At 67.9% G+C, this 21840-nt stretch carries 21 protein-coding genes; 14 read left to right on the forward strand and 7 right to left on the reverse strand.

Translation table 11 applies throughout. The annotated features are described in order from the left end of the window. Positions 1 to 35: 35 nt before the first annotated feature. Complete coding sequence (locus tag CFB46_RS25855) at positions 36 to 1709, reverse strand: phospholipase C (RefSeq protein ID WP_089501730.1); 1674 nt, start codon at positions 1707 to 1709, stop codon at positions 36 to 38. Between the two features lie 399 nt (positions 1710 to 2108). Between CFB46_RS25855 and CFB46_RS25860 the strand changes: the two genes are divergently transcribed. Beyond that, positions 2109 to 2966 (forward strand): EamA family transporter, encoded by an 858-nt coding sequence (locus CFB46_RS25860; RefSeq protein WP_089502360.1) that lies wholly within the window; start codon positions 2109 to 2111, stop codon positions 2964 to 2966. 27 nt (positions 2967 to 2993) lie between these two features. Here the strand turns inward: CFB46_RS25860 and CFB46_RS25865 are convergent, their stop codons facing one another. Beyond that, positions 2994 to 3467, reverse strand: coding sequence for an Lrp/AsnC family transcriptional regulator (locus CFB46_RS25865; RefSeq protein WP_089501731.1), 474 nt, complete (start codon positions 3465 to 3467; stop codon positions 2994 to 2996). Positions 3468 to 3785: 318 nt separating this feature from the next. Between CFB46_RS25865 and CFB46_RS25870 the strand changes: the two genes are divergently transcribed. The 6 genes from CFB46_RS25870 to CFB46_RS25895 all read left to right on the forward strand — a co-directional run bounded on the left by CFB46_RS25870 (position 3786) and on the right by CFB46_RS25895 (position 8142). Beyond that, entirely contained in the window at positions 3786 to 5171 is a 1386-nt protein-coding gene (locus CFB46_RS25870) for an amino acid permease (RefSeq protein ID WP_027782986.1), read from the forward strand. A gap of 45 nt (positions 5172 to 5216) precedes the next feature. Further along, positions 5217 to 6419 (forward strand): amino acid aminotransferase, encoded by a 1203-nt coding sequence (locus CFB46_RS25875; RefSeq protein ID WP_027782987.1) that lies wholly within the window; start codon positions 5217 to 5219, stop codon positions 6417 to 6419. Positions 6420 to 6583: 164 nt separating this feature from the next. Then, the gene (locus CFB46_RS25880; protein WP_027782988.1) at positions 6584 to 6982 is read left to right on the forward strand and encodes a DUF488 domain-containing protein; all 399 of its coding nucleotides are present in this window, start codon (positions 6584 to 6586) and stop codon (positions 6980 to 6982) included. A 109-nt stretch (positions 6983 to 7091) separates the two neighbouring features. Then, complete coding sequence (locus CFB46_RS25885; RefSeq protein ID WP_034204866.1) at positions 7092 to 7382, forward strand: DUF1488 domain-containing protein; 291 nt, start codon at positions 7092 to 7094, stop codon at positions 7380 to 7382. Between the two features lie 16 nt (positions 7383 to 7398). After that, positions 7399 to 7638, forward strand: a complete 240-nt coding sequence (locus CFB46_RS25890) for a hypothetical protein (protein WP_027782990.1) — start codon at positions 7399 to 7401, stop codon at positions 7636 to 7638. Between the two features lie 153 nt (positions 7639 to 7791). Next, positions 7792 to 8142 carry a metal ABC transporter ATPase gene (locus tag CFB46_RS25895; protein ID WP_089501732.1) on the forward strand — a complete coding sequence of 117 codons (351 nt, stop codon included), beginning with the start codon at positions 7792 to 7794 and terminating at the stop codon, positions 8140 to 8142. Positions 8143 to 8172: 30 nt separating this feature from the next. Here the strand turns inward: CFB46_RS25895 and CFB46_RS25900 are convergent, their stop codons facing one another. From CFB46_RS25900 to lhpI, 3 genes are all read right to left on the reverse strand, one after another. Further along, positions 8173 to 8952: a helix-turn-helix domain-containing protein gene (locus tag CFB46_RS25900; protein ID WP_027782992.1), complete on the reverse strand. Its 780-nt coding sequence runs from the start codon at positions 8950 to 8952 to the stop codon at positions 8173 to 8175. Between the two features lie 16 nt (positions 8953 to 8968). After that, positions 8969 to 9373: a response regulator transcription factor gene (locus CFB46_RS25905; protein ID WP_027782993.1), complete on the reverse strand. Its 405-nt coding sequence runs from the start codon at positions 9371 to 9373 to the stop codon at positions 8969 to 8971. 170 nt (positions 9374 to 9543) lie between these two features. Beyond that, positions 9544 to 10479 (reverse strand): bifunctional Delta(1)-pyrroline-2-carboxylate/Delta(1)-piperideine-2-carboxylate reductase, encoded by a 936-nt coding sequence (lhpI, locus tag CFB46_RS25910; RefSeq protein WP_089501733.1) that lies wholly within the window; start codon positions 10477 to 10479, stop codon positions 9544 to 9546. Positions 10480 to 10743: 264 nt separating this feature from the next. Here lhpI and CFB46_RS25915 point away from each other — a divergent pair, with 264 nt between their 5' ends. From CFB46_RS25915 to CFB46_RS25945, 7 genes are all read left to right on the forward strand, one after another. Then, positions 10744 to 11481 (forward strand): FadR/GntR family transcriptional regulator, encoded by a 738-nt coding sequence (locus CFB46_RS25915; protein WP_059822442.1) that lies wholly within the window; start codon positions 10744 to 10746, stop codon positions 11479 to 11481. 127 nt (positions 11482 to 11608) lie between these two features. After that, on the forward strand, positions 11609 to 12730 hold the full coding sequence (locus tag CFB46_RS25920) for a branched-chain amino acid ABC transporter substrate-binding protein (RefSeq protein ID WP_089501734.1): 1122 nt from the start codon (positions 11609 to 11611) through the stop codon (positions 12728 to 12730). A gap of 69 nt (positions 12731 to 12799) precedes the next feature. Then, positions 12800 to 13807, forward strand: a complete 1008-nt coding sequence (lhpH, locus tag CFB46_RS25925) for a trans-3-hydroxy-L-proline dehydratase (RefSeq protein WP_089501735.1) — start codon at positions 12800 to 12802, stop codon at positions 13805 to 13807. A 184-nt stretch (positions 13808 to 13991) separates the two neighbouring features. Further along, the gene (locus tag CFB46_RS25930) at positions 13992 to 16577 is read left to right on the forward strand and encodes a penicillin-binding protein 1A (RefSeq protein WP_089501736.1); all 2586 of its coding nucleotides are present in this window, start codon (positions 13992 to 13994) and stop codon (positions 16575 to 16577) included. Between the two features lie 79 nt (positions 16578 to 16656). Then, positions 16657 to 17535, forward strand: a complete 879-nt coding sequence (locus CFB46_RS25935; protein WP_089501737.1) for a PilZ domain-containing protein — start codon at positions 16657 to 16659, stop codon at positions 17533 to 17535. 226 nt (positions 17536 to 17761) lie between these two features. After that, positions 17762 to 18091 (forward strand): DUF4148 domain-containing protein, encoded by a 330-nt coding sequence (locus CFB46_RS25940; protein ID WP_027783001.1) that lies wholly within the window; start codon positions 17762 to 17764, stop codon positions 18089 to 18091. A gap of 293 nt (positions 18092 to 18384) precedes the next feature. Next, positions 18385 to 18789 (forward strand): lysozyme inhibitor LprI family protein, encoded by a 405-nt coding sequence (locus tag CFB46_RS25945; protein WP_089501738.1) that lies wholly within the window; start codon positions 18385 to 18387, stop codon positions 18787 to 18789. 67 nt (positions 18790 to 18856) lie between these two features. On the opposite strand, the gene CFB46_RS25950 is transcribed toward CFB46_RS25945, so the two are convergent. Both CFB46_RS25950 and CFB46_RS25955 read right to left on the reverse strand, forming a co-directional pair. Beyond that, positions 18857 to 19504, reverse strand: a complete 648-nt coding sequence (locus tag CFB46_RS25950) for a response regulator (RefSeq protein WP_027783003.1) — start codon at positions 19502 to 19504, stop codon at positions 18857 to 18859. Then, the gene (locus CFB46_RS25955; RefSeq protein ID WP_089501739.1) at positions 19501 to 21603 is read right to left on the reverse strand and encodes a PAS domain S-box protein; all 2103 of its coding nucleotides are present in this window, start codon (positions 21601 to 21603) and stop codon (positions 19501 to 19503) included. The genes CFB46_RS25950 and CFB46_RS25955 overlap by 4 nt, the downstream gene beginning before the upstream one ends. Positions 21604 to 21840 lie beyond the last annotated feature (237 nt).

Below are 21840 nucleotides of genomic sequence, written 5' to 3' on the forward strand. Positions count from 1 at the left end.
CATCATGCGCCGGCCATGCGGTCAGGCCGTGACGGTCAGATCGACGGTGCGGCGCTCAACGCGGTGCCGAGCGTCGGGTCGAGATACAGCGGCGTCGTGTTCGGCTTCGACGAGAAGTCGAACAGGTTGCGCAGGTCGCCCGCCGTCGCATCGAACGAGCCGCCACCGATACGCTGGCCGCCGAGCCAGTTGTCCTCGATGAAGCGCACGACGGACGACTGGTCGAGCATCGTGTGATCGACGTAGTTCTGCTTCGCATACGGCGAGATCACGACCAACGGAATGCGCACGCCCGGGCCGCAGCGGCCGTTCACGGTCGCGCCGTTCACGCCGGTGGAGCCGCCCGTGCCGCACTTGCCGGCGCCGTTGAGCTGGTCGACCGGGTCCGACGATGCGTGCGTCGGCGGCATGTACACGTGGTCGTACCAGCCGTCCGAGTCGTCATAGGTGACGATCACGGCCGTGTTCTGCCAGTCCGGCTGCTGCTGCAGGAAGTTGACGACCTTCGTCACGAACGCCTGCTCGTCGAGCGGATCCGAATAGCCCGCATGCCCGTCCTGCGCGGCCGGCGCCTTCAGGTAGCTGACCGACGGGAAGTTGCCGGCCTTCACGGCGGCGAAGAAGTCGTCCGTGTCGTACTGGTGGTTTGCCGGTTCGGCCGTCTTGCCGTCGGTCTCCACGCTCGAACCGATCGCCGCGAGCGAGCTCGGGCGCGTGTGTTGCGGGTTCGCGGTCGACGCGTAGTACTGGAACCAGTTGTGGTGCGGGATGTAGTCGGACGTCGCGGCGTTCACGGCGGTGGCGACCGTGCTGCGCGCGCAGCCCGTCGTGCCGTTGCCGTTCGTCGTCGCCAGGTTGAAGCCGCCCATGAAGCCGCCCCACGTGATCTTCGCGGCGTTCAGCAGGTCGCCGATGTTCTTGCCGGTCATCATCGCCTGGTCGGTCGTGCTCGAACACACGTCGAAGCCCGGGTCGACGTCGTTGATCATCGTGAAGCCGCCCTGGCCGTCGTTGATGTAGTACGAGGTGGCGGCGAGCGTCGATGGCTGCTTCGACGTCTTGACGATCTGCATCCCGTTGGTCTGCCCGGCCACGACGTTCAGCGCGCCCGGCGTCGACGGGCCGTAGACCGTCGTGAACGTGTTGTCGCTCATGGCAAAGCGCTGCGCGTAGTTCCACAGCGCGGTCACCGTGTTGCCGTCGAAGTAGCCCATCACCTGACCCTTCGTGCCGAACGCGCCGGCGCCGCCGGACGAGCCCTTGCCGGTGTACTTCGGGAACAGGTCCGCGAGGCCGTTGTCCTCGGCCTGCTGTTCGGCGGTGTACGCGTGGTTCTGGTCGGCGGTCGCGGCCTGCGTGCGGTCGAGGCGGAACGGGTTCGCCGCGTCGGTGCCGTTGGCGGTGTTCGTGAAGTTCGGGTTCGCGGTGAGCAGCGTGCCCGTCAGGCCGTTCGGCGTCGGCGTGCCGGATTTCGCGGTGAAGGCCGGTTCGCCCGACGGGTTCGTCGCGTTCGGGTAGGTGCCGAAGTAGTGGTCGAACGAGATGTTTTCGCCGTAGATCACGACGACGTGCTTGATCGGCGTGGCGGTCTGCAGCGCATCCTGCGACGACACGGCGGGCGTCGGCGTGGAATCGTCGCTGCCGCCGCAGGCGAACAGCGCCAGCGCTGCGGCTGCGCAGGCAGTGACGAGCAAGGCTTGACGGAACATCGGGAAACTCCAGGGTAAGGCCTTCGATGGTGGAGAACGGCCCCGTCGCCGTGTCGGTTCGGCGCAGAGCTCGTGAGGGGGCACGCGCATTGGAACAGCCGCGTATGAAGATATGGGGACGGAGTGTTTTCGCGATGGTTGCGCTGCGGTATCGATTTCATTACGACGTGGTGCGATACGAAAGAGAACGGTAAGGGGCGGACCGCCGGCAACCTCCGCGTCACATGTCGCGGGGTGCGGGCCGCTTGCGGCGAACGCAGCGCAGGGCGGGCGACTGGGAACAGGCGGCCGACTCCTTTACGGCGGACCGCAAGTCGCTTTTTTGACAATCCGGTGACGCATTCATACGATGAACGCCTGCCGCGCATCGCGCAGCTTGACCGTCAGGGAGGTTTCAGCGTGCCGATTCCCGTTCTGTTCGCCGTGCTGTGCGCGGCGTTCCTGCACGCGTCATGGAATGCGCTGGTGCGCAGCAGCGGCGACCGGCTGCGCGCGGCCACGGTGCTGCAGATCGCGATCGGGCTGTTCGCGCTGCTGTTCCTGCCGGCTGCCGCGCCGATCGCGGCGGCGAGCTGGCTCTGCGTCGTCGCGTCGGCCGTGATCCACGTCGTCTATACGCTGCTGCTCGTTCGTGCGTACGAGCACGGCGACCTGAGCGTCGCGTATCCGGTCGCACGCGGCACGGCGCCGCTGCTCGTCACGCTCGGCGCGGGGGCGTTCGCGGGCGAGCGTCTGAACATCGGCGCGCAATGCGGGCTCGTATTGATCTGCGCGGGCATCATGGCGATCGGGCTGGAGCGCGGACGCGGCGCGAAACACCGGATGATGCAGGTGCTGCCGACCGCGGTCGCGACCGGCGTGTCGATCGCGGCGTACAGCGTGGTCGACGGGATCGGTGTGCGCGAAAGCGGCAGCACGGTCGGCTATACCGCGTGGATGTTCGTGCTGACGGGTGCGATGATGGCCGCGTACTACCGGCTGCGGGCGGGGCCGCTGCGGTTGACGCAGGATGTCGGCGAGACGGCGAAGGCCGCCTGCGGCGGCGTGTTCGCGGCGCTCGCATACGGCATCGTGATCTGGGCGATGGATCGCGCGCCGATGGGGCCGGTGTCGGCGCTGCGGGAGACGAGCGTGGTGTTCGCGGCGCTGATCGCGCGCGTCTATCTCGGCGAGCGGCTGACGCCGCGCCGGGCGGTCGGTTGCGCGGTGATCGCGGCGGGGGCGTTGTTGATCGGTGCGTTCGAGGCGGTGAGCTGAACGCATTGGCCCAGCGCGCCGGGCGTGTCAGCCTTCCAACGGCATCGCACTCGTACACTTGATTTCGTCGAGGCACACGCTCGAATGCACGCCGCTCACGCCGGGAATGCGCATCAGCGTCTCGAGCAGGAATCGCGACAACCCTTTCAGATCGTGCGCGACGACTTTCAGCACATAGTCGATGTCGCCCGTCACCGAGAAACACTCCTGAATCTGCGCGAGATCCGACACGAGTTTCTGGAACTTCGACAAGTCGCGGATATGCCCGCGCTCCATCGTCACGTGCACGAACGCGGTGACGCCGAACCCGAGCGTATCGGGGCACAGCCGCGTTTCGTAGCGGCGGATCGCGCCGATCTCCTCCAGCCGCCGGTGGCGTCGCAACGTCTGCGCGGGCGACAGGCCGACCGCTTTCGCCAGGTCGAGATTCGACGCGCGGCCGTTCTCCTGCAACACCGACAGCAAGTGGCGATCGATGCGATCGAGAACCGGTTCAGGCATTTTTGTTTCCTCATTTGGCTCCTGGATGCAATCTTATCTCATAATGTAGGGTTTGCATGAGCGGGTTACGCAACCCGATTTCGCCGTCGCGACGCTAAACTGACGCCGGATTTTCGTGTGCGGCCGCGGCAATGCGGCGTGGGCGACGAGTCGGCGGTCGATCTGGCCGCACGCCGACGCGGATCGGATGCCGCCACGCGAGGATTGCAGTCCCCAACCCGGCGGCTCCACGAACGGCCGCCGGCACAGCAAAACAGCGCCCGGCACACCGAGGCGCGCCGCACCGCTTCCGGCGGAGGCGGACAGAGTGGAGAAGACATGGTTTCTGGAAACGAGAGCGACGGCCTGAAGCGCGGGCTGAAGAACCGGCACATCCAGCTGATCGCGCTCGGCGGCGCGCTCGGCACGGGGCTGTTCCTCGGCATCGCGCAGACGATCAAGATGGCCGGCCCGTCCGTGCTGCTCGGCTATGCGGTGGCCGGCATCGTTGCGTTCTTCATCATGCGCCAGCTCGGCGAGATGGTCGTCGACGAGCCCGTCGCGGGGTCGTTCAGCTATTTCGCGAACAAGTACTTCGGCCACTTCACCGGCTTCCTGTCCGGCTGGAACTACTGGGTGCTGTACATCCTCGTCAGCATGGCCGAACTATCGGCCGTCGGGATCTACGTGCAGTACTGGTGGCCGGGCGTGCCGACCTGGGTGTCGGCGCTCGTGTTCTTCGTCGTCATCAACCTGATCAACCTCACCAGCGTGAAGTCGTACGGCGAGACGGAATTCTGGTTCTCGATCATCAAGGTTGCCGCGATCGTCGGGATGATCGGCTTCGGCGGCTGGCTGCTCGCGAGCGGTCACGCAGGGCCGGAAGCGACCGTCCGGAACCTGTGGCAGCACGGCGGCTTCTTCCCGAACGGCGTGTCGGGCCTCGTGATGTCGATGGCCGCGATCATGTTCTCGTTCGGCGGGCTCGAGCTCGTCGGCATCACCGCGGCCGAGGCCGACGATCCGAAGCGCAGCATCCCGCGCGCGACCAACCAGGTCATCTACCGTATCCTGATTTTCTACATCGGCGCACTGGCCGTGCTGCTGTCGCTGTACCCGTGGGAGAAGGTCGTCAGCGGCGGCAGCCCGTTCGTGCTGATTTTCCACGCGCTGAGCAGCAATCTGGTCGCGAACGTGCTGAACGTCGTCGTGCTGACGGCCGCGCTGTCGGTCTACAACAGCGGCGTGTACTGCAACAGCCGGATGCTGTTCGGCCTCGCGCGGCAGGGCAACGCGCCGAAGGTGCTGTGCTCGGTGAACAAGCGCGGCATCCCGCTCGCGGCGCTCGGCGCGTCGGCGCTCGCGACCGGCGTGTGCGTGCTGGTCAACTACTTCATGCCGGGCAAGGCGTTCGAGGTGCTGATGGGCCTCGTCGTGTCGGCGCTGATCATCAACTGGGCGATGATCAGCCTGATCCACCTGAAGTTCCGCCAGGCCAAGCGTGCTGCCGGGGAGGAGACTTCCTTCCGCAGTCTGGGCTATCCTTTCACGAATTACCTGTGCCTGGCATTCATGGCCGGCATTCTCGTCGTGATGTACCTGACGCCGGATCTCCGCCTGTCGGTGTACCTGATCCCGGTATGGCTCGCGGTGCTCGCGATCGGGTATCGCTTCCGTCAGAAGAATGCGGGCTTTGCGGTGCACGACGGCGCCTCCGCACGCTGACGCAGGCCACCACGACCCTTCTTCCAAACGAGACCGACTCAAGCCATGTTCGAACACATCGACGCGTACCCGGGCGATCCGATCCTGACGCTCAACGAGAACTTCCAGAAAGATCCGCGCGATCAGAAGGTCAACCTGAGCATCGGGATCTATTTCGACGCCGAAGGCCGGATTCCGGTGATGGGCGCCGTGCGCGAAGCCGAAACCGCGCTGCAGCGCGACAGCGGCCCGAAGCCGTACCTGCCGATGGTCGGTCTGGCCGCGTACCGCGACGCCGTGCAATCGCTGGTGTTCGGCGCCGATCACCCGGCCCGCGCGGCCGGCCGCATCGCGACGCTGCAGACGCTCGGCGGCTCGGGCGCGCTGAAGGTCGGCGCCGATTTCCTGAAGCGCTATTTCCCGGATTCGCAGGTGTGGCTCAGCGATCCGAGCTGGGAAAACCACCGCTTCATCTTCGAGCGCGCCGGCTTCACGGTGAACACGTACCCGTACTACGACGAGGCGACGGGCGGCCTGAAGTTCGACGCGATGCTCGCGGCGATCGACGCGCTGCCGGCGCGCAGCATCGTGCTGCTGCACGCGTGCTGCCATAACCCGACCGGCGTCGATCTCGACGAAGGCCAGTGGGAGAAGCTGATCGACGCGATCGAGGCGCGCGGGCTGCTGCCGTTCGTCGACATGGCGTACCAGGGCTTCGGCGCGGGCCTCGACGCGGACGCGTTCGCGGTGCGCGAACTGGCCCGCCGCGGCGTGCCGACGCTCGTCGCGAACTCGTTCTCGAAGAACTTCTCGCTGTACGGCGAGCGCGTGGGCGGCCTGAGCGTCGTCTGCGAAGACGCGGCCGCGGCCGAGCGCGTGCTCGGCCAGCTGGCGGGCGCCGTGCGCTCGAACTACAGCAACCCGCAGACCTACGGCGCGAAGGTCGTCGCGGCCGTGCTCGGCACGCCGGCGCTGCGCAAGCAGTGGGAAGAGGAACTGTCGGCGATGTGCCGTCGCATCGCACGGATGCGCCAGTCGATCCACGACGGCCTGCGCGACCACGTGAGCGGCGAAGCCCTCACGCGTTACGTGAAGCAGCGCGGGATGTTCACGTACACGGGCCTGACCGAATCGCAGGTCGACGCGCTGCGCGAGGTGCACGGCGTGTACATCCTGCGCTCGGGCCGCATGTGCGTCGCGGGTCTGAACGATTCGAACGTCGGCATCGTCGCGGATGCGATCGGCAAGGTGCTGAAGAGCGGCGTCTGAACGCGGCGCGGCGACGCGCCACGATGCGGAACCGGCTGTGCCCCGTCGCGGGAACAGCCGGTTTTTTGTTGCGCGGCCGTCATGTGCGATGCCCGGCTGACGCACGGGCAGGCGCGGCGGTACGATCACGGGATCGTACGCAATACAGAGGACAGAGGAGCGACATGGGCATCCGGATCATCCAGCTCGGCACGCCGCGCGCGGCCGGCGAAGGCCTGCGGATCGGCACGGTGCGGCGGCCGCCGCGCGGCGTGCCGAAGGCGGAATTCGCGACGCGCAACTACTATGATGTATGGTTGCCGACGCTTTCGCCGAGCCCCGAACTCGTCGCGCAGGCGCAGGCCGCCGAAACCGACGCCGAATGGAAGGCGTTCAAGCGCCACTTCCGCGCGGAGATGGCGCACGGTGATCCGGCGAAGGTGCTGGATTTGCTGGCCGCGCTGTCGGCGACCACCGCGTTCTCGATCGGCTGCTACTGCGACGACGAGCGCCATTGCCACCGCAGTGTGCTGCGCGAGCTGCTCGCGGAGCGCGGCGCGGCGATCGAGACTGAAGCGGGCTGAAGCGGCGGCGCTGCCGCGCCGTGATCGTGCAGTGCAGCGAACCCGTTGACGTGGGTCAAGCGCGCGGTCGCGCGCGCCACTATGCTCTCGTCATGGAGCCATCACGACGATGACAGGCCGACAGATGCACATTACTTTCCCGCCCGAACCGCCGGAATACTGCGCGCGCGATCTGGTCGTCGCGTTTTCGGCGCTGGTCGACGGGCGTTGCGTCCAGTGCGCGGTCACCGCCGAGGCGCTGGAAGACCATTTCGGCGCGCGGTCGCTGCTCGAACGCGATCTGCTGAGCGCATTCGATGCGCACCGGCCGGCCATCGAGGCGATGGCGCGACGCATGCTGGAGGAAATCGGCGGCCGGCCGGTGCTGCTGCACAGCGGGCACTTCCGGCTCGAAGGCTGATACCGCAGGAGGGCGCATGACACTGCAGGGCAACATTCACGAACGCGACTGGTCGGTCGAAGTGGAGACGCGCCCGTGCGAATCGGGCGAGTTCCGCTGCCGCGTGTCGGTCGAGCACGGCGCCGGCGCCGCGCGGTTTCATCATACGTTCGAGCACAGCCACGCGTATCCGACCGAGCGCGAGGCGATGATCGAAGGGTTGCGGGCCGGCATGACGTGGATCGAGATGAAGGCGTCGCAGGTCTTCAAGGTATGAACGGTCCCGCGCCGGCTAGGCGCGGGCAGACTATCGGCCGGCCGCGATCGAAAAATGCGCGCCGCGCCACGGGAAACACGTGCCGCCCGATCGTGAGGCGGCCGGCACATGCAAGGCGGTCGACGAGCGGGCGGCCCCGTCAGGAGAGACGACATGGGCGTGGGCATGCAGATCGCCTGCCTCGGATTCACGGGTTCGGCAGCGGTCGAAGCCGAAGCCGGCGCGCAACTGGTGCGGCTGGAACGGTTTCGCGCGTTGATCGACGGCTGCCATCTCGCGATCGAATCGCGCATGGCGGCCGATGGGGCGCGCCTGTACGACGTGCGGCTCGACCTGGTGATGCACGACGCGGCGCTCACGTCGCTGCCGCCGTGCGTCGGCGCCGACGTGGACGATGCGCTGCGCCGCACGTTCGCCCAGGCCGAACAGGCGCTGATCGCGCGGCAGGCGGGCGCAGCAACGGCGGCGCTGCGCGACGCGGCGACCGGCGACGCAATGCGGTGAGGCCGCGCGCCGGCGATCCGGCGCCGTGTGTCAGACCCGCGCGAGCGCTTGCGTGTCGATGATGCGCACGCGCTTGCCGCGCGTTTCGACGAGCGCTTCGCGATGGAACCGCGAGAACATCCGGCTGACGGTTTCGAGCTTCATCCCGAGATAGCAGCCGATTTCCTCGCGCGTCATCCGCAGATTGAATTCGGTTGCCGAATAGCCGCGCGCCTCGAACCGCGACGACAGGTTCAGCAGGAAATGCGCGACGCGCTGCTCGGCCGACATCGTGCCGAGCAGCAGCATCTGGCTCGATTCGCGGACGATCTCGCTGCTCAGCATCTGGTAGAGGAAGTGCTGCATCGGCTTCATCTCGCGGCACGCGGCTTCGAGCGCGCCGAACGGGATGATGCACACCACGCTGTCTTCCAGCGCGATCGCATCGCAGCAGTGCTGCCCGCCGCCGATGCCGTCCATCCCGAGCGTTTCGCCGGCGATCTGGAAGCCCGTCACGTGCTCGCGGCCGTCGCGGTGCATCATCACCGTCTTGAACGACCCCGCGCGCACCGCATAGATGCTCTGGAACGGATCGTCGGTGCGAAACAGCGCGTCGCCCTGGCGAACCTGTCGCGTCGTGCAGATGATCGCGTCGAGGCGGCCGTATTCGGCGGCCGTCAGGTGCGGCGGCAGGCACATCGAGCGCATCGCGCAGGCCGAGCAGCGGGCGGCCGGATGCTTGGCGGCGTCGGCGCGCGCGGTCGGGCGCAGGGCAATCGTGGGCCGGGATACGACGGACACGTCGGCGGCGCAGGCGGTGGCGGTGGACATGAGTCGCTCCGGCTCGTCAGGGGCGGTGCACGCGAGCGTGCACCAGGGATTCGATGACACGGCACGCGGCGTCGAATTCGACGGTCTTGTCGAAGAAGTAGTCGGCTCCCGCCGTCGCGCATGCCTCTCTGAATGCCGGCGCCGAGTGGTTCGTCAGCACGATCGTGACGATGCGCGGCGCGGCCTTCGACAGCATCCCGATCAGGTCGAGACCGCTGCCGTCCGCGAGCCGCACGTCGACGATCACCACGTCCGCGCGACTGCTGCGGATCTGCGGCCACGCGTCCTGGCCGTCTTCCGCTTCGCCCACGACGACCACGCCGCGGATCGCGCCGACGAGCAGCGCGATCCGCTGGCGGACGGCGACAGCGTGATCGACGAGGAACACCCTGAGCGCGGCGGGTGACAGGCTGGCATTCATGCCGGCAGTATCGTGTTGCGCCGCCGAAATTGAAATCGGCCGAATTGGAACTTCGTGTAGGCCGCTTCGACGCGGTGTAGGGCGTTTCCTACACCGCGTACGGGAAATCGCCGGCGTGGCCGCGGGCGATGCGATGCCGCGCGAGCGGCGCCAGTGGTTGCGCGGCCGGGTCAGCCGGCGCCGCGCGCGGCCAGCGCGTCGCGCGCGGTGCGGCACGCGGCCAGATCCCACGCGGCGCAGCCGACGCTCTTGAACAGCAGCGGGCCGCCGCGGGCGAATGTGCCGTTCAGCACGTCGGCGAGCGACGCGACGTGCTGCCAGTCGACCTGCGCGACGATCAGGTCGCCGGCTTCGTGGCGCGCGCCGGCCGGATCGTCGACGACGAGCCGGCTGCCATGCACCGTGCTCGCGTCGATCTCGGCGGCATCCGCGGTGAACGCGCCGACGCCGACCACGAGCCGGCCTTCGCGCGCGGCGTCGCGGTAGACGGGCGTGCGGCTCGTCGTCAGCGTGACGACCACGTCGATCGCATCGGGAACCGCGTCGCCGTCGAGCGGCGCGAGTCGCGGCGCATGCGTGCGATGGGCGGCGCAGAAGGCGGCCGCGCCGACCGCGCTCGTGCCGCGCACGTGAAGGCGCGCCTCCGGAAAGATCGCCGCGAGCGCTTCCGCGTGATTGGCCGCCTGCTTGCCGGTGCCGATCAGCAGGATGTCGCGGGGCGCGGCGCCATGCAGGGCCTGGATGCCGAGCGCGGTGATCGCCGCCGTGCGGCGGCCGGTGACGGTCGGCCCATCGAGCGCGAAGCGCATGGCTCCGGTGGTGGCGTCGTACGCGGTGACCTGGCCGAGGATCGTCGGCAGCCCGCGCGCGCCGTTGCCGGGGCACACGTTCACGAGCTTGTGGCTCGCCAGGTCGTGCGCGCTCGACGGCATCGACAGCATCACGCCGCCGCCTTGCAGCGGCACGACCAGGCGCTCGGGGCTGACGATGTCACCCGCCGCATACTCGGCGACCGCTTGCCTGAGCGTGGCGAGCAGCGCCGGGTAGTCGAGCAGCGCGGCCGTATCGGCCGCGTCGAAAACGGGAATGGGGGAAATGGCGGTCATCGTGTCCGTCGTGGGCGTCGGTGAGCGTGAACGGCGGACGCATGCCGCGCCCGCCGCAGGTCTGCCGGATACCGTGACACAGGGCAGTGTGGATCGAATCTATACCACTTACTGGCACGCCCGCAACCCAGAAAATAAAGCACTTCGTGGATTTTGGTTCTAATATCTGGCCAGAAGGCTCGCCACTGCCGCGCTGCCCGCGCCGCTCCGGTATAGTGCGAACCCATTCCAGATCCACGCCCGCGAACGGGCAGGAGCCACACGATGATGTCCGCGCGTCCCGACTCACTCGAAGGCGGTTTCAGGCCGCTGCAGATCTACGAGCAGGTAGCCGAAAAGATCCGCGACGAGATCCGCGCGGGGCGCTACGCGGCCGAATCGCGGCTGCCGTCCGAACGCGAGCTCGCGGCGCTGTTCCAGGTCGGCCGGCCGGCCGTGCGCGAAGCGCTCGGCGCATTGCAGAACGAAGGGCTCGTGTTCACGAAGCGCAATTCGGGCACCTACGTCGTCGCGGCGCCGCTCGACGTGCTCGCGCAGCGCGGCGATGCGCACACGGCGTCCGAGGCCGACTTCAGCCCGACCTCGACGCTCGACGTGCGGCTGATCCTGGAGCCTGCGATTGCGCGCCTCGCGGCGGCCCATGGCCGCGCCGACCCCGGCGCCGAGCGCTATCTCGCGCAGATGGAAACCATCACCGACGTCGACGATCCGCATCAGCGCGCGCTGTGGAACGAGAGCGACCGGCTGTTTCACCGACAGCTCGCGCTGATGACCGGCGATGCGCTGATCGTGAAGATCGCGGACGAAGTCGCGAAGACGATGGACCAGCCGCTGTGGAAGCGGCTGAAGGACGACGGCATCTACGACGCGGGCCGGATCCGGCTCTACGTGTCCGAGCACCGGCTGATCTACGAGGCTATCGTGTCCGGGGATGCCGATGCGGCCGCGTTCTATGTCGAACAGCACATTCGCCGCGTGCGGCGCGACATCGCGCCGAAGTAGTACGCCTGCACGCGCGTTCGTTCTGGTCTTTAACGTGACCAAAACATCCGGAATTATTTTGAAATTGCTTGCACCGTGACCATGCGTGTCCTACATTGGTTTCACAAAAAACCAATCAGGAGACATCATGCGACACCTCATGACCGCGCTTTCGGTGGCTATTGCCGCCGGCGCGCTGACTTCCGCGCACGCGCAGGAAGTCGTGACGATCGGCCATTCGGCGCCGCTGACGGGCCCGCAGGCCGCCAACGGCAAGGACAACGAAAACGGCGCGCGGCTCGCGGTCGACGAGCTCAACAAGGCCGGCGTGAAGATCGGCGGCAAGACCGTGACCTTCAAACTGGTTTCCGATGACGACCAGGCCGATCCGAAGGCCGGCGTGCAGGTCGCGCAGAACCTCGTCGACAAGGGCGTCGTCGCGGTGCTCGGGCCGTACAACTCGGGCGTCGCGATTCCGGCCTCGCGCGTGTATGCGAACGCCGGCGTGCCGATCCTGCCGGTTGCGTCGAACCCGGCGCTGACGAAGCAGGGCTTCAAGAACATCTTCCGGATCGGCGCGAGCGACGAGCAGCTCGGCGGCACGATGGCCACGTTCGCCGCGAAGACGCTGAACGCGAAAACCGCCGCCGTGATCGACGATCGCACCGCATACGGGCAGGGCGTCGCCGAGCAGTTCATGAACGTCGCGAAGGCGAACGGCATCCGGATCGTCGACCAGGAATACACGAATTCGTCGGCCACCGATTTCCTCGGCATTCTGACCAAGATCAAGGCGAGCAACCCCGACGTGATCTTCCTCGGCGGCTATGCGGCGCAGGGCGCGCCGATGGCCAAGCAGATGAAGCAGCGGGGCTTGCGCGCGAAGCTGCTCGGCGGCGACGGCATCTGCTCGGCCGACATGGGCAAGGTCGCGGGCGAGGCGGCGTCGATCGTCTATTGCGCGCAGGGCGGCGTCGCGCTCGAGAAGACGCCGGCCGGCCGCGAATTCCTGAAGAAGTACCACGACGCGTATCACACCGATACGCAGGTCTACGGCGTCAATTACTACGACGGCGTGAAGCTGCTCGCCGACGCGATGATCAAGGCCGGCACGACCACCGACAAGCCGAAGCTGATCGCGCAGCTCGCGAAGTCGAACTACGCGGGCGTCGCGGGCACCTATTCGTTCGACGCGAACGGCGACCTGAAAGGCGCGCCGACGACCGTCTACGTGATCCGCAACGGGCTGCCGCAACCGTACGCCAAGTAACTGCCGCACTGCCCGTCACCGGGACGGCGGCCAGCCGCCGTCCTTCGTTTCAACGCATTCCCATCGACCATGAAAATTTCCCGCTCCCTTTCCACCGTCGAGGTGCACACCGGCGGCGAGGCGTTCCGCATCGTCACGAGCGGGCTGCCGCGGCTGCCCGGCGACACCATCGTCCAGCGCCGCGCGTGGCTCAAGGAGCACGCCGACGAGATCCGCCGCGCGCTGATGTTCGAACCGCGCGGCCACGCCGACATGTACGGCGGCTACCTGACCGAGCCCGTGTCGCCGAACGCCGATTTCGGCGTGATCTTCGTGCACAACGAAGGCTACAGCGACCATTGCGGACACGGCGTGATCGCGCTGTCGACGGCGGCCGTCGAGCTCGGCTGGGTGCAGCGCACGGTGCCGGAGACGCGAGTCGGCATCGACGCGCCGTGCGGCTTCATCGAGGCCTTCGTCAAGTGGGACGGCGAACATGCGGGGCCCGTGCGCTTCGTCAACGTGCCGTCGTTCATCTGGCGGCGCGAGGTGTCGGTCGAGACGCCGTCGTTTGGCACCGTGACCGGCGACATCGCGTATGGCGGCGCGTTTTATTTCTACGTCGACGGCGCGCCGTTCGACCTGCCGGTGCGCGAATCGGCGGTCGAAAAACTGATCCGCTTCGGCGCGGAAGTGAAGGCGGCCGCGAACGCGAAGTATCCGGTCGTGCATCCGGAGATCCCGGAAATCAACCACATTTACGGCACGATCATCGCGAACGCGCCGCGCCACGCGGGTTCGACGCAGGCGAACTGCTGCGTGTTCGCGGATCGCGAGGTCGACCGCTCGCCGACCGGTTCCGGCACCGGCGGGCGCGTCGCGCAGCTCTACCAGCGCGGGCTGCTCGCGGCGGGCGACACGCTCGTCAACGAATCGATCGTCGGCACGGTCTTCAAGGGACGCGTGCTGCGCGAAACGACGGTCGGCGACATCCCGGCCGTGATCCCGGAAGTGGAAGGCAGCGCGCATATCTGTGGGTTCGCGAACTGGATCGTCGACGAGCGCGATCCGCTCACGTACGGATTTCTCGTGCGCTGAGCCGCGGCGCCGGTCGCGCTGCCGTCGCGTCCCCGTCGCGCGGCGTTCAGGTTGTCGTACCAGGTTTGGCGCGTCGTTCCGGTTGCGGAGCACGCGCCTTTTTTGCGTCGGCGCGCCGCGAAACCGCACCACGCGTGCCGGCCCAACGCCGCCGCGGGTCGGCCGGCCGCGCGAGTTTGGTACGATGCAGCCTTTTCAGCCGAGCTCCACCCGCGTGAATCGCCGAAACATGTCGTCAGTGCGTGCCTTGTGTGCCAGATGGATCGCGCGCGCCCAACCTGTCGCGGCGGCCGCCGTCGCGCGGGTCAAGCCTCTCGCCGCCACCGCGTGGCACCATGTCCGCCACCCGACGCGCCGGGGCGTGCTGCTCACGGCCGCCGCCGTGCCGGCGCTGTTCGCGGTGTACGTGGTCGCGCTCATCCCGTTCACGCCGGGCATCGGCGACATCCGCAAGGCGCGCGTCGACCAGCCCGCGCAGGTACTGTCCGCCGACGGCAAGCTGCTGACCGAATTCAAGCCGTCGAACCGCGAATGGGTGTCGCTCAAGCAGATTTCGCCGCACATGGTCGACGCGCTGATCGCGACCGAGGATCACCGCTTTTACGCGCACCACGGCCTCGACTGGAAGCGCACGGCGTCGGCCGCGCTGCATACGTTCTCGGGCAGCCGCCAGGGCGGCTCGACGATCACGCAGCAGCTCGCACGCAACCTGTATCCGGACGAGATCGGCCGCGCGCCGACGCTCACGCGCAAGGTGAAGGAGGCGATCACCGCGCTGAAGATCGAGGCCGTCTACAGCAAGGACCAGATCCTCGAGACCTACCTGAACACGGTGCCTTTCCTGTACAACGCGTACGGGGTCGAGATGGCCGCGCGCACCTATTTCGACAAGTCGGCCGACGAACTCGACGTGCTCGACAGCGCGACGCTCGTCGGGATGCTGAAGGGCAACAGCTACTACAACCCGGTGCTGAACCCCGAGCGCGCGCTGCAGCGGCGCAACACGGTGCTCGGCCAGATGGTGAAGTACGGCAAGCTGTCGCCGGCGCAGTTCGCGCAGTTGCAGCGCCGGCCGCTGCGCATCGACTTCGAGCGCCAGAAGGAGCCGCCCGGGCCGGCGCCGCATTTCGCGCAGCAGTTGCGCAAATGGCTGATCGCATGGGCCGACCGCAACGACTACAACATCTACTCGGACGGGCTGATCGTGCGCACGACGATCGACTCGCGCCTCCAGCAGATGGCGACGCAGGCGCTCACGCTGCAGGGCAATCAGCTGCAGGGCATCGCGAACAACGCATGGAGCGGCCGCGACGGCTGCGGCACCGACAACGAGGTGTTCCGCACCTTCATGCGCGAATCGCCCGAGTACAAGGCCGCGCAGGACGCCGGCAAGGACGACGCGGCGGCGATGAAGCTGCTCGCGGCCGACCGCGGCTTCCTGCACGCGCTATGCAAGGCGAAGACCGACGTGCAGGCCGGTTTCCTCGCGATCGATCCGCGTGACGGGCAGATCCGTGCGTGGGTCGGCAGCCGCGACTTCACCCGCGAGCCGTTCGACCACGTCGCGCAGGCGCGGCGCCAGCCGGGCTCGACGTTCAAGCCGTTCGTCTATGGCGCCGCGTTCGCGGGTGGGATGAAGCCGGACGACACGTTTATCGACCAGCCGGTCGAGATCCCTTTGAAAGGCGGCGAGATCTGGCGGCCGAACGACGACGTGCCGCCTACGGGCAAGCCGATGACGCTGCGCGATGCCGTCGCGCTGTCGCGCAACCGAATCACCGCGCAGGTGATGGAGAAGGTCGGACCCGCGGCCGTCGCGCGGCTCGCGCACGACATGGGCGTGCGCGAAAGCCCGCTCGAACGCGTGCCGTCGCTCGCGCTCGGCACGAGCCCGGTCACGCTGAAGGAAATGGTCGCGTCGTACGCGACGATCGCGAACGGCGGGCTGTACGTCGAGCCGCAGATGGTGACGCGCATCGAGAATCGCCAGGGCGACGTGCTCGCCGAATACGCACCGGCGCCGCCCGAACGCGCGCTCGATGCCGAAACCGACAAGACCCTGCTCGACGTGATGCGCGATGTCGTGACGCGCGGCACGGGCGGCAGCATCCGCACGCGTTTCGGCATCCGCGGCGACGTGGCCGGCAAGACCGGCACGACGCAGGACAACGCGGACGGCTGGTTCATCCTGATGCAGCCGGGCCTCGTCGCCGGCGCGTGGGTCGGATTCGACGACGGCCGCGTGACGCTGCGCAGCGATTACTGGGGGCAGGGTGCGCACAGTGCGCTGCCGATCGTCGGCGATTTCTTCCAGCGCGCGCAGCGCGCCCGGATCGTCGATACCAAGGCGAAATTCGATACCGAGCCGTCGCCGGGCTGGTTCGCGTCGCTGCGCGAGCGCGCGACCGACCTGTTCGACACGTGGTTCCCGCCCGAGCCGAAGAAGGCGCCCGCGCCGGTCAGGACGCAGCGTATCGAGCGTCCGGCCGAGGTCGACGAGGGCGCGGCGTCGGCGGCTTCGGCTGCCTCGGCGCCGGATGCCGCCTCCGGCGGCATCGTCGAGGAATGGGTGCCGGCGTCCGAAGTGGCCGCATCGGCCGCGGCGTTGTCGTCGGGCGCATCGCAGCCGCAGCCGCAGCCCGCGCAGCCGCCGGCGGGCGCCAGTGCGACGAGCGGAAGCAGCGCCGGTATCGGCGTCGCGCCTTCGGCCGTGCCGGCTCCGCCGTCGCCGGTGCCGGCCGCGCCCGATGCGACCGGCGCTTCGCAGTAACGAAGCCGTTCAGATTCCGCGCGATGCTGCCGTAATCAAGTTGTCACGACAGCTCGCGCGGCCGCTCCGCGCTTCTCCGATGAGGCTTTCCACCGACTACGTCGCGCTCGTGCGCGACGACCTTTCAGCCGACGTCCCGCTCGGCTTCGATCTCTATGACGCCGACGGCGCCGCACTGCTGCCGGCCGGCACGACGCTGCGCGACCCGACGCAGCACGCTTTCCTGTTCGACCATTTCCGCCCCGTGCGCCGACGCGATGACGCCGACGCCGATCCGCGCGTGCCCGCTGCGGCGGCCGCGCCCGCCACACGCATGGGTTTGTCAGAGGGGACCGCGATCGGCATTCGCCGTCGGGTCGGTACGACGCGCGCGCTGCAGCGCTGTCGGCTGATCGGCGTCGGTACGTCCGGTGCGCTGTTCGTCGAGCCGCAGCATGCCGCCGTGCTCGACTTCGCACGCGGCGACGACATCGAAGCGGTGGCGATCGGTCGTGCCGCGGTGTCCCGTTTCGGCGCAACGGTCGACTCGGTGCAGGCGTCGGGCGCCACGCCGTTCATGATTCTGTCGCCGCCCGGTTTCGTCGACCGGCTGCGCACGCGCGCGGAGCCGCGCGTGCCGGTGCGCATCGCGGCCTGCTGCAGCGGCGCGGCGGAGGGGGCGGAAGGCCTCGGGGTCGTGCACGACATCAGCCTGAGCGGGCTGTCGATCGCCGTGGACCGGCCGATCGCGGCGACCGGCGAGCCATTACGCGTGCTGCTTCCATACGAAACCGGCGGCCGTATCGAGCGGCTGGCGCTCGACGGCACCGTACGGGCCGTGCATACCGACCCGGCGATGCCCGCGTTGACGCTGCATCACGCGGCGTTCGGCGACATCGATGCCGACGACTTCATTCGCCTCAAGGCGCTGCTGTTCGACAGGCACATGGCGTCGGCGGAGAGCGACCGCGCGCGTTGAACGTGCGACCGGAGCGTGCCGGCTCACCGTATCGCAGCATTCGGTGCGGGAACGCCGATAATCGTCTGATGAAACGACTTATTCCCGCTCGATTGTATGGTTTCGGTCAACAGTGAATTTGCGATTTAAGTATTTACCCTGATAGCCGGCCCTCCTAGACTTCTACTCATACGCAACGACCTCGAGTCCGAAGCGCCTGACAAAACAATCCTGGAGGTAACGCATCATGAAATCGCTGATCAAGGCAGTTGCACTGGCCGCCCTGGTGGCCGCACCGGTCGTCTCGTTTGCCCAATCGAACCAGCAGCCGCTGACCCGCGCGCAAGTGCGCGCCGAGTTGGTCCAGCTCGAAAAGGCCGGCTACAACCCGAACGACTGGATCAACTATCCGGAAAACATCCAGGCCGCCCAGGCCAAGATCGCCGCCGCGCAGAACGCCGGCGCGCAAGCCGACGCAACCGGCTACGGTTCGAACCCGGTCGCGACGTCGCAGTCGGGCCAGCGCGCGGTCGTGCCGGCCGTGAGCGACCGCTCGTCGGTGTACTTCGGCCACTAAGCCAGCCGTTGTCTCGCGGCCGTGAAGGCCGCGGCCGAAGCCGTATCGAGAAAGCCCGCACGCGTGTCGCGTGCGGGCTTTTTCAATGGTGCGTAACGATGCGATGCTTTCGCCATCAGGAAATACGGCAACCGGCGAAATCACGCGCCGCGGGCGTCGGCCCGCCCCCCGCTGACAATCCGCCGCGCGTGCGCTAGCATCGCGGTCGATGTCGCCGCGGGTAGCGCGGCCAATCCACACGGGGCGCAGCAAGGCACCGGGTTCCACACTTCAACGAACAACAAGGAGCATCCATGCGTGTCATGACCGGTCTGCTGGGCTTGCTGGCGCTGGTGACGAGCGTCGCCCATGCGCAGGCGAATTGTGCGGACGCGACGGATCAGGCGACGATGACGGCGTGTGCCGATCGCGCGTACAAGAAATCCGACTCAGAGCTGAACCGGACCTACCAGGCCGTCACCGCGCGCCTGCGCGACGTGCAGCCCCTTGCCGACAAGCTCGTGAACGCGCAGCGCGCGTGGCTCGCGTATCGCGATGCCGAATGCCACTTCTCGAGCGCCAATGCCGAGGGCGGCAGTGCGTACCCGATGGTCGTATCGACCTGCCTCGACGATCTGACGAAAGTGCGCACCGAAACGCTGAAGGGCTATCTGTCCTGCGAGGAGGGCGACCTCGCGTGCCCGGTGCCCGCGAAGTAACGGTCAGGCGCGGGCCCGGCCGGGCCCGCACGACGCCGGCTAGACGTCGTACGTTACACGTCGTCCGTTACACGTCGTCCGTTTCGTCGAGCAGCTTGTGCCGCATCGCGTAACGCACGAGCGCCGCTTCATGCGGCATCTGCATCTTTTCCAGGATCCGGGTCTTGTAGGTACTGACCGTCTTCGCACTCACGCACAGCGCATTCGCGATCTCGGTCAGCGTCTGGCCGGCGGCGATCCGTCGGAACACGTCGAATTCGCGGTCGGACAGCCGCTGGTGCGGCAGCGTTTCGGCCGGCTCGTTCAGGCTCTGCGCGAACTGCTCGGCCATCGAGAGGCTCACGTAGACGCCGCCCGACGCCACTTTCGTGACCGCGCCGACCAGCTCCGCGCTCGCGCTTTCCTTCGTCAGATAGCCGGATGCGCCCGCGCGGAACGCGCGCACCGCGTATTGCTGCTCCGCGTGCATCGTCAGCACCAGCACGCGCAGCGCGGGTTTCTCGTCCTTGATCTGCTTGATCAGCTCGACGCCGTTGCGGCCCGGCATCGACAGATCGAGCACGAGCACCTGCGCGGGCGTCGCACGCACCAGCGCGATCGTCGACGGGCCGTCGCAGGCTTCGCCGGCCACCTCGAATCCGGTGGCGTTCTGGAGGATGTGCCGCAGACCGTCGCGTACGAGCGTATGGTCGTCGGCAATGAGCACCTTGATCATGTGATGAGCGTGTCCTGTTGAACGGTGGCGAGCGGAAACGCGACGGTAATCGAGAAGCCGCGCGCGAGTGCGGTATCGATCGTCACGGTGCCGCCCAGCATGTGTGCGCGTTCGCGAATGCCGATCAGGCCGAACGACTTGTCCTCGTGGGCCGGACCGCCGGGCGCCGCGCCGCGGCCGTTGTCCGCGACGCGCAGCACGCAAGAGCCTTCCTCGATGTCGAGCCGCAACGCCACGCGCGTCGCATCCGCATGGCGCGCGACGTTCGTCAGCGCCTCCTGGACGATGCGGAACAGCGTGGTCGCGCCCGCGCTGGTGAACGTGAGGCCGCCCGTTTCGATGTGGCGCTCGACATCGATCCCGTAGCGGTTCGTGAAATCGTTCGCGAGCCATTCGATCGCGGGCACGAGGCCGAGATCGTCGAGCATCACCGGCCGCAGGTCGGCCGCGATGCGCCGCACCGACGCGACCGTCGCGTCGATCAGCCGCCGCATGCCTTGCAGATGCGACTGCACGCCTTCGTCGGGTTGCGCGAGGTGGGGAATACGCAGTTGCTGCTCGACCACCGACAGGTCCATCTTCAACGCGGTGAGCTGTTGCCCGAGGTCGTCGTGCAGCTCGCGCGCGATGCGGGTTTTTTCCTCTTCGCGCACGTTCTGCAGGTTCGCGGACAATTCGCGCAATTCCTCGCGCGATTGCTTCAGCGCGTTCTCGGCCCGCTGCCGCTCGGTGATGTCGCGCAGCATCACCGTATAAAGCTTGCCCGACGCGTCGCGGATCTGCGAGATCGACGCCTCGATCGGGAATTCCTCGCCGTTGGCCCGCAGCCCGAACAGCACGCGCTGGCGGCCCATCTGCCGCTCCGACACGCCCGTCACGCCGAACTGATCGACGTGCTTCGCGTGCGCGGCGCGGAACCGCTCGGGAATGAAGCGCGACAGCGGCGCGCCGATCGCCTCCATCGCGGACACGCCGAACACCTGCTCGGCCATCGGATTGAAGATCACGACCGTCTGCTTCTCGTCGATCGTGATGATCGCTTCCATCGACGAGCGGATGATGCCCATCATCCGCGCCTCGTTGAGGATGCCGCGGCTGCTTGCGCCGGCATCGGCGCGCCCGCGCAGCAATGCATGGACGAGCGCCGCGAACGCGAACGACGCGATCAGCCCCGCGGCGAGCACGATGCCGGCCGCACGCTGCGCGCCGGTCGCGCTCGGCCGGCCGTCCGCGGAATAGGCGAGCGTCAGCGCGGTGCCGCCGAAATTCAGCACATCGGTGCGCCGCATCAGGTCGGGCGACGCCGACGCTTCGTCGGTCGTCGTCTCGATGCTGACGATCGCGCGCGAATCGCCGCCGGCGGTCATCCACAAGTCGATCCCGCGTTCCGCGTCGAGCGCGCGCTCGACCAGGCGCCGCGGGCTCAGCGCCGCGAACAGCATCCCGTCGGCGCCGGCTTCGCGCGTGCCGGACGGCTTGATGGCGGCGCCCGGGGAGGTCGTCACGGGCAGGAACAGCGTCAGGGTACGGGCGTCGCGGGAGGTCTCGTCGTCGGCAGGGTGGACGCCGAGCGCGATATCGCCGGTCCGCAGTGCGCGCGCGAGCGGCGCCGCATCGGACGCGCCGAAGCGCACCACCGGTGAGCTCGAGGCGGGGGCGCTGAGCGTCGCTGCCGCGAGCGGATCGGCCGGCAGCGGCTTCGTGCCGGCCAGCGCGCCGCGCGCCGCGGGCGTCAGCGGCGCATAGCCGATCTGCCGGACCGGCGAGCGGCCGCTGTCGAGATCGAGCGTCTCCGCATACCGGCGCCATTGGGCAGGCGTCATGTCGGGGACAAGGCCGAACGCGCCGCGCGCGCTTTCGAGCACGGCGCCGCTGGCCTGCAGCTCGTGGCGCAGCATCGCGGTCACGTGCGTCGTGCGGCGTTCGAAACGCGTATGAACGGCGCCTTGCCACTGCTCGCGCACCAGCAGCGCGACGCCGAGCGACAGCACCGCGCCCGCGCACAGCGCAACGACGCCGGCCGCGAACGGCTGGCGTAACATGGTCTGGAGGCGCGTGGGCCCTCGGGCGTCACGCGTCGGGGTTCCACTGGCGGTCATTCGATGGCCATTCTGTTATTCGGGCTACCCGGGGCACTCGGGCAGCGCGGCAAAAACCAGGAAAACTCGCACCGGCTGCGTGCAACGACTATTTTCAAGATGAAATTGTGCGCGTTTTACACATTTTTTGTAATGGGGTCGGTTGAAATTGCGGCAAACGGGGTGAAGCAGCGGACGCGCCGGCCGCGCTTGACGCGCGTCAACGCGCGCGTCGGCCCGTGGGGCAGACTGTTCGGC

The sequence above is a fragment of the Burkholderia sp. HI2761 genome, assembly GCF_002223355.1.
Taxonomy (GTDB): domain Bacteria; phylum Pseudomonadota; class Gammaproteobacteria; order Burkholderiales; family Burkholderiaceae; genus Burkholderia.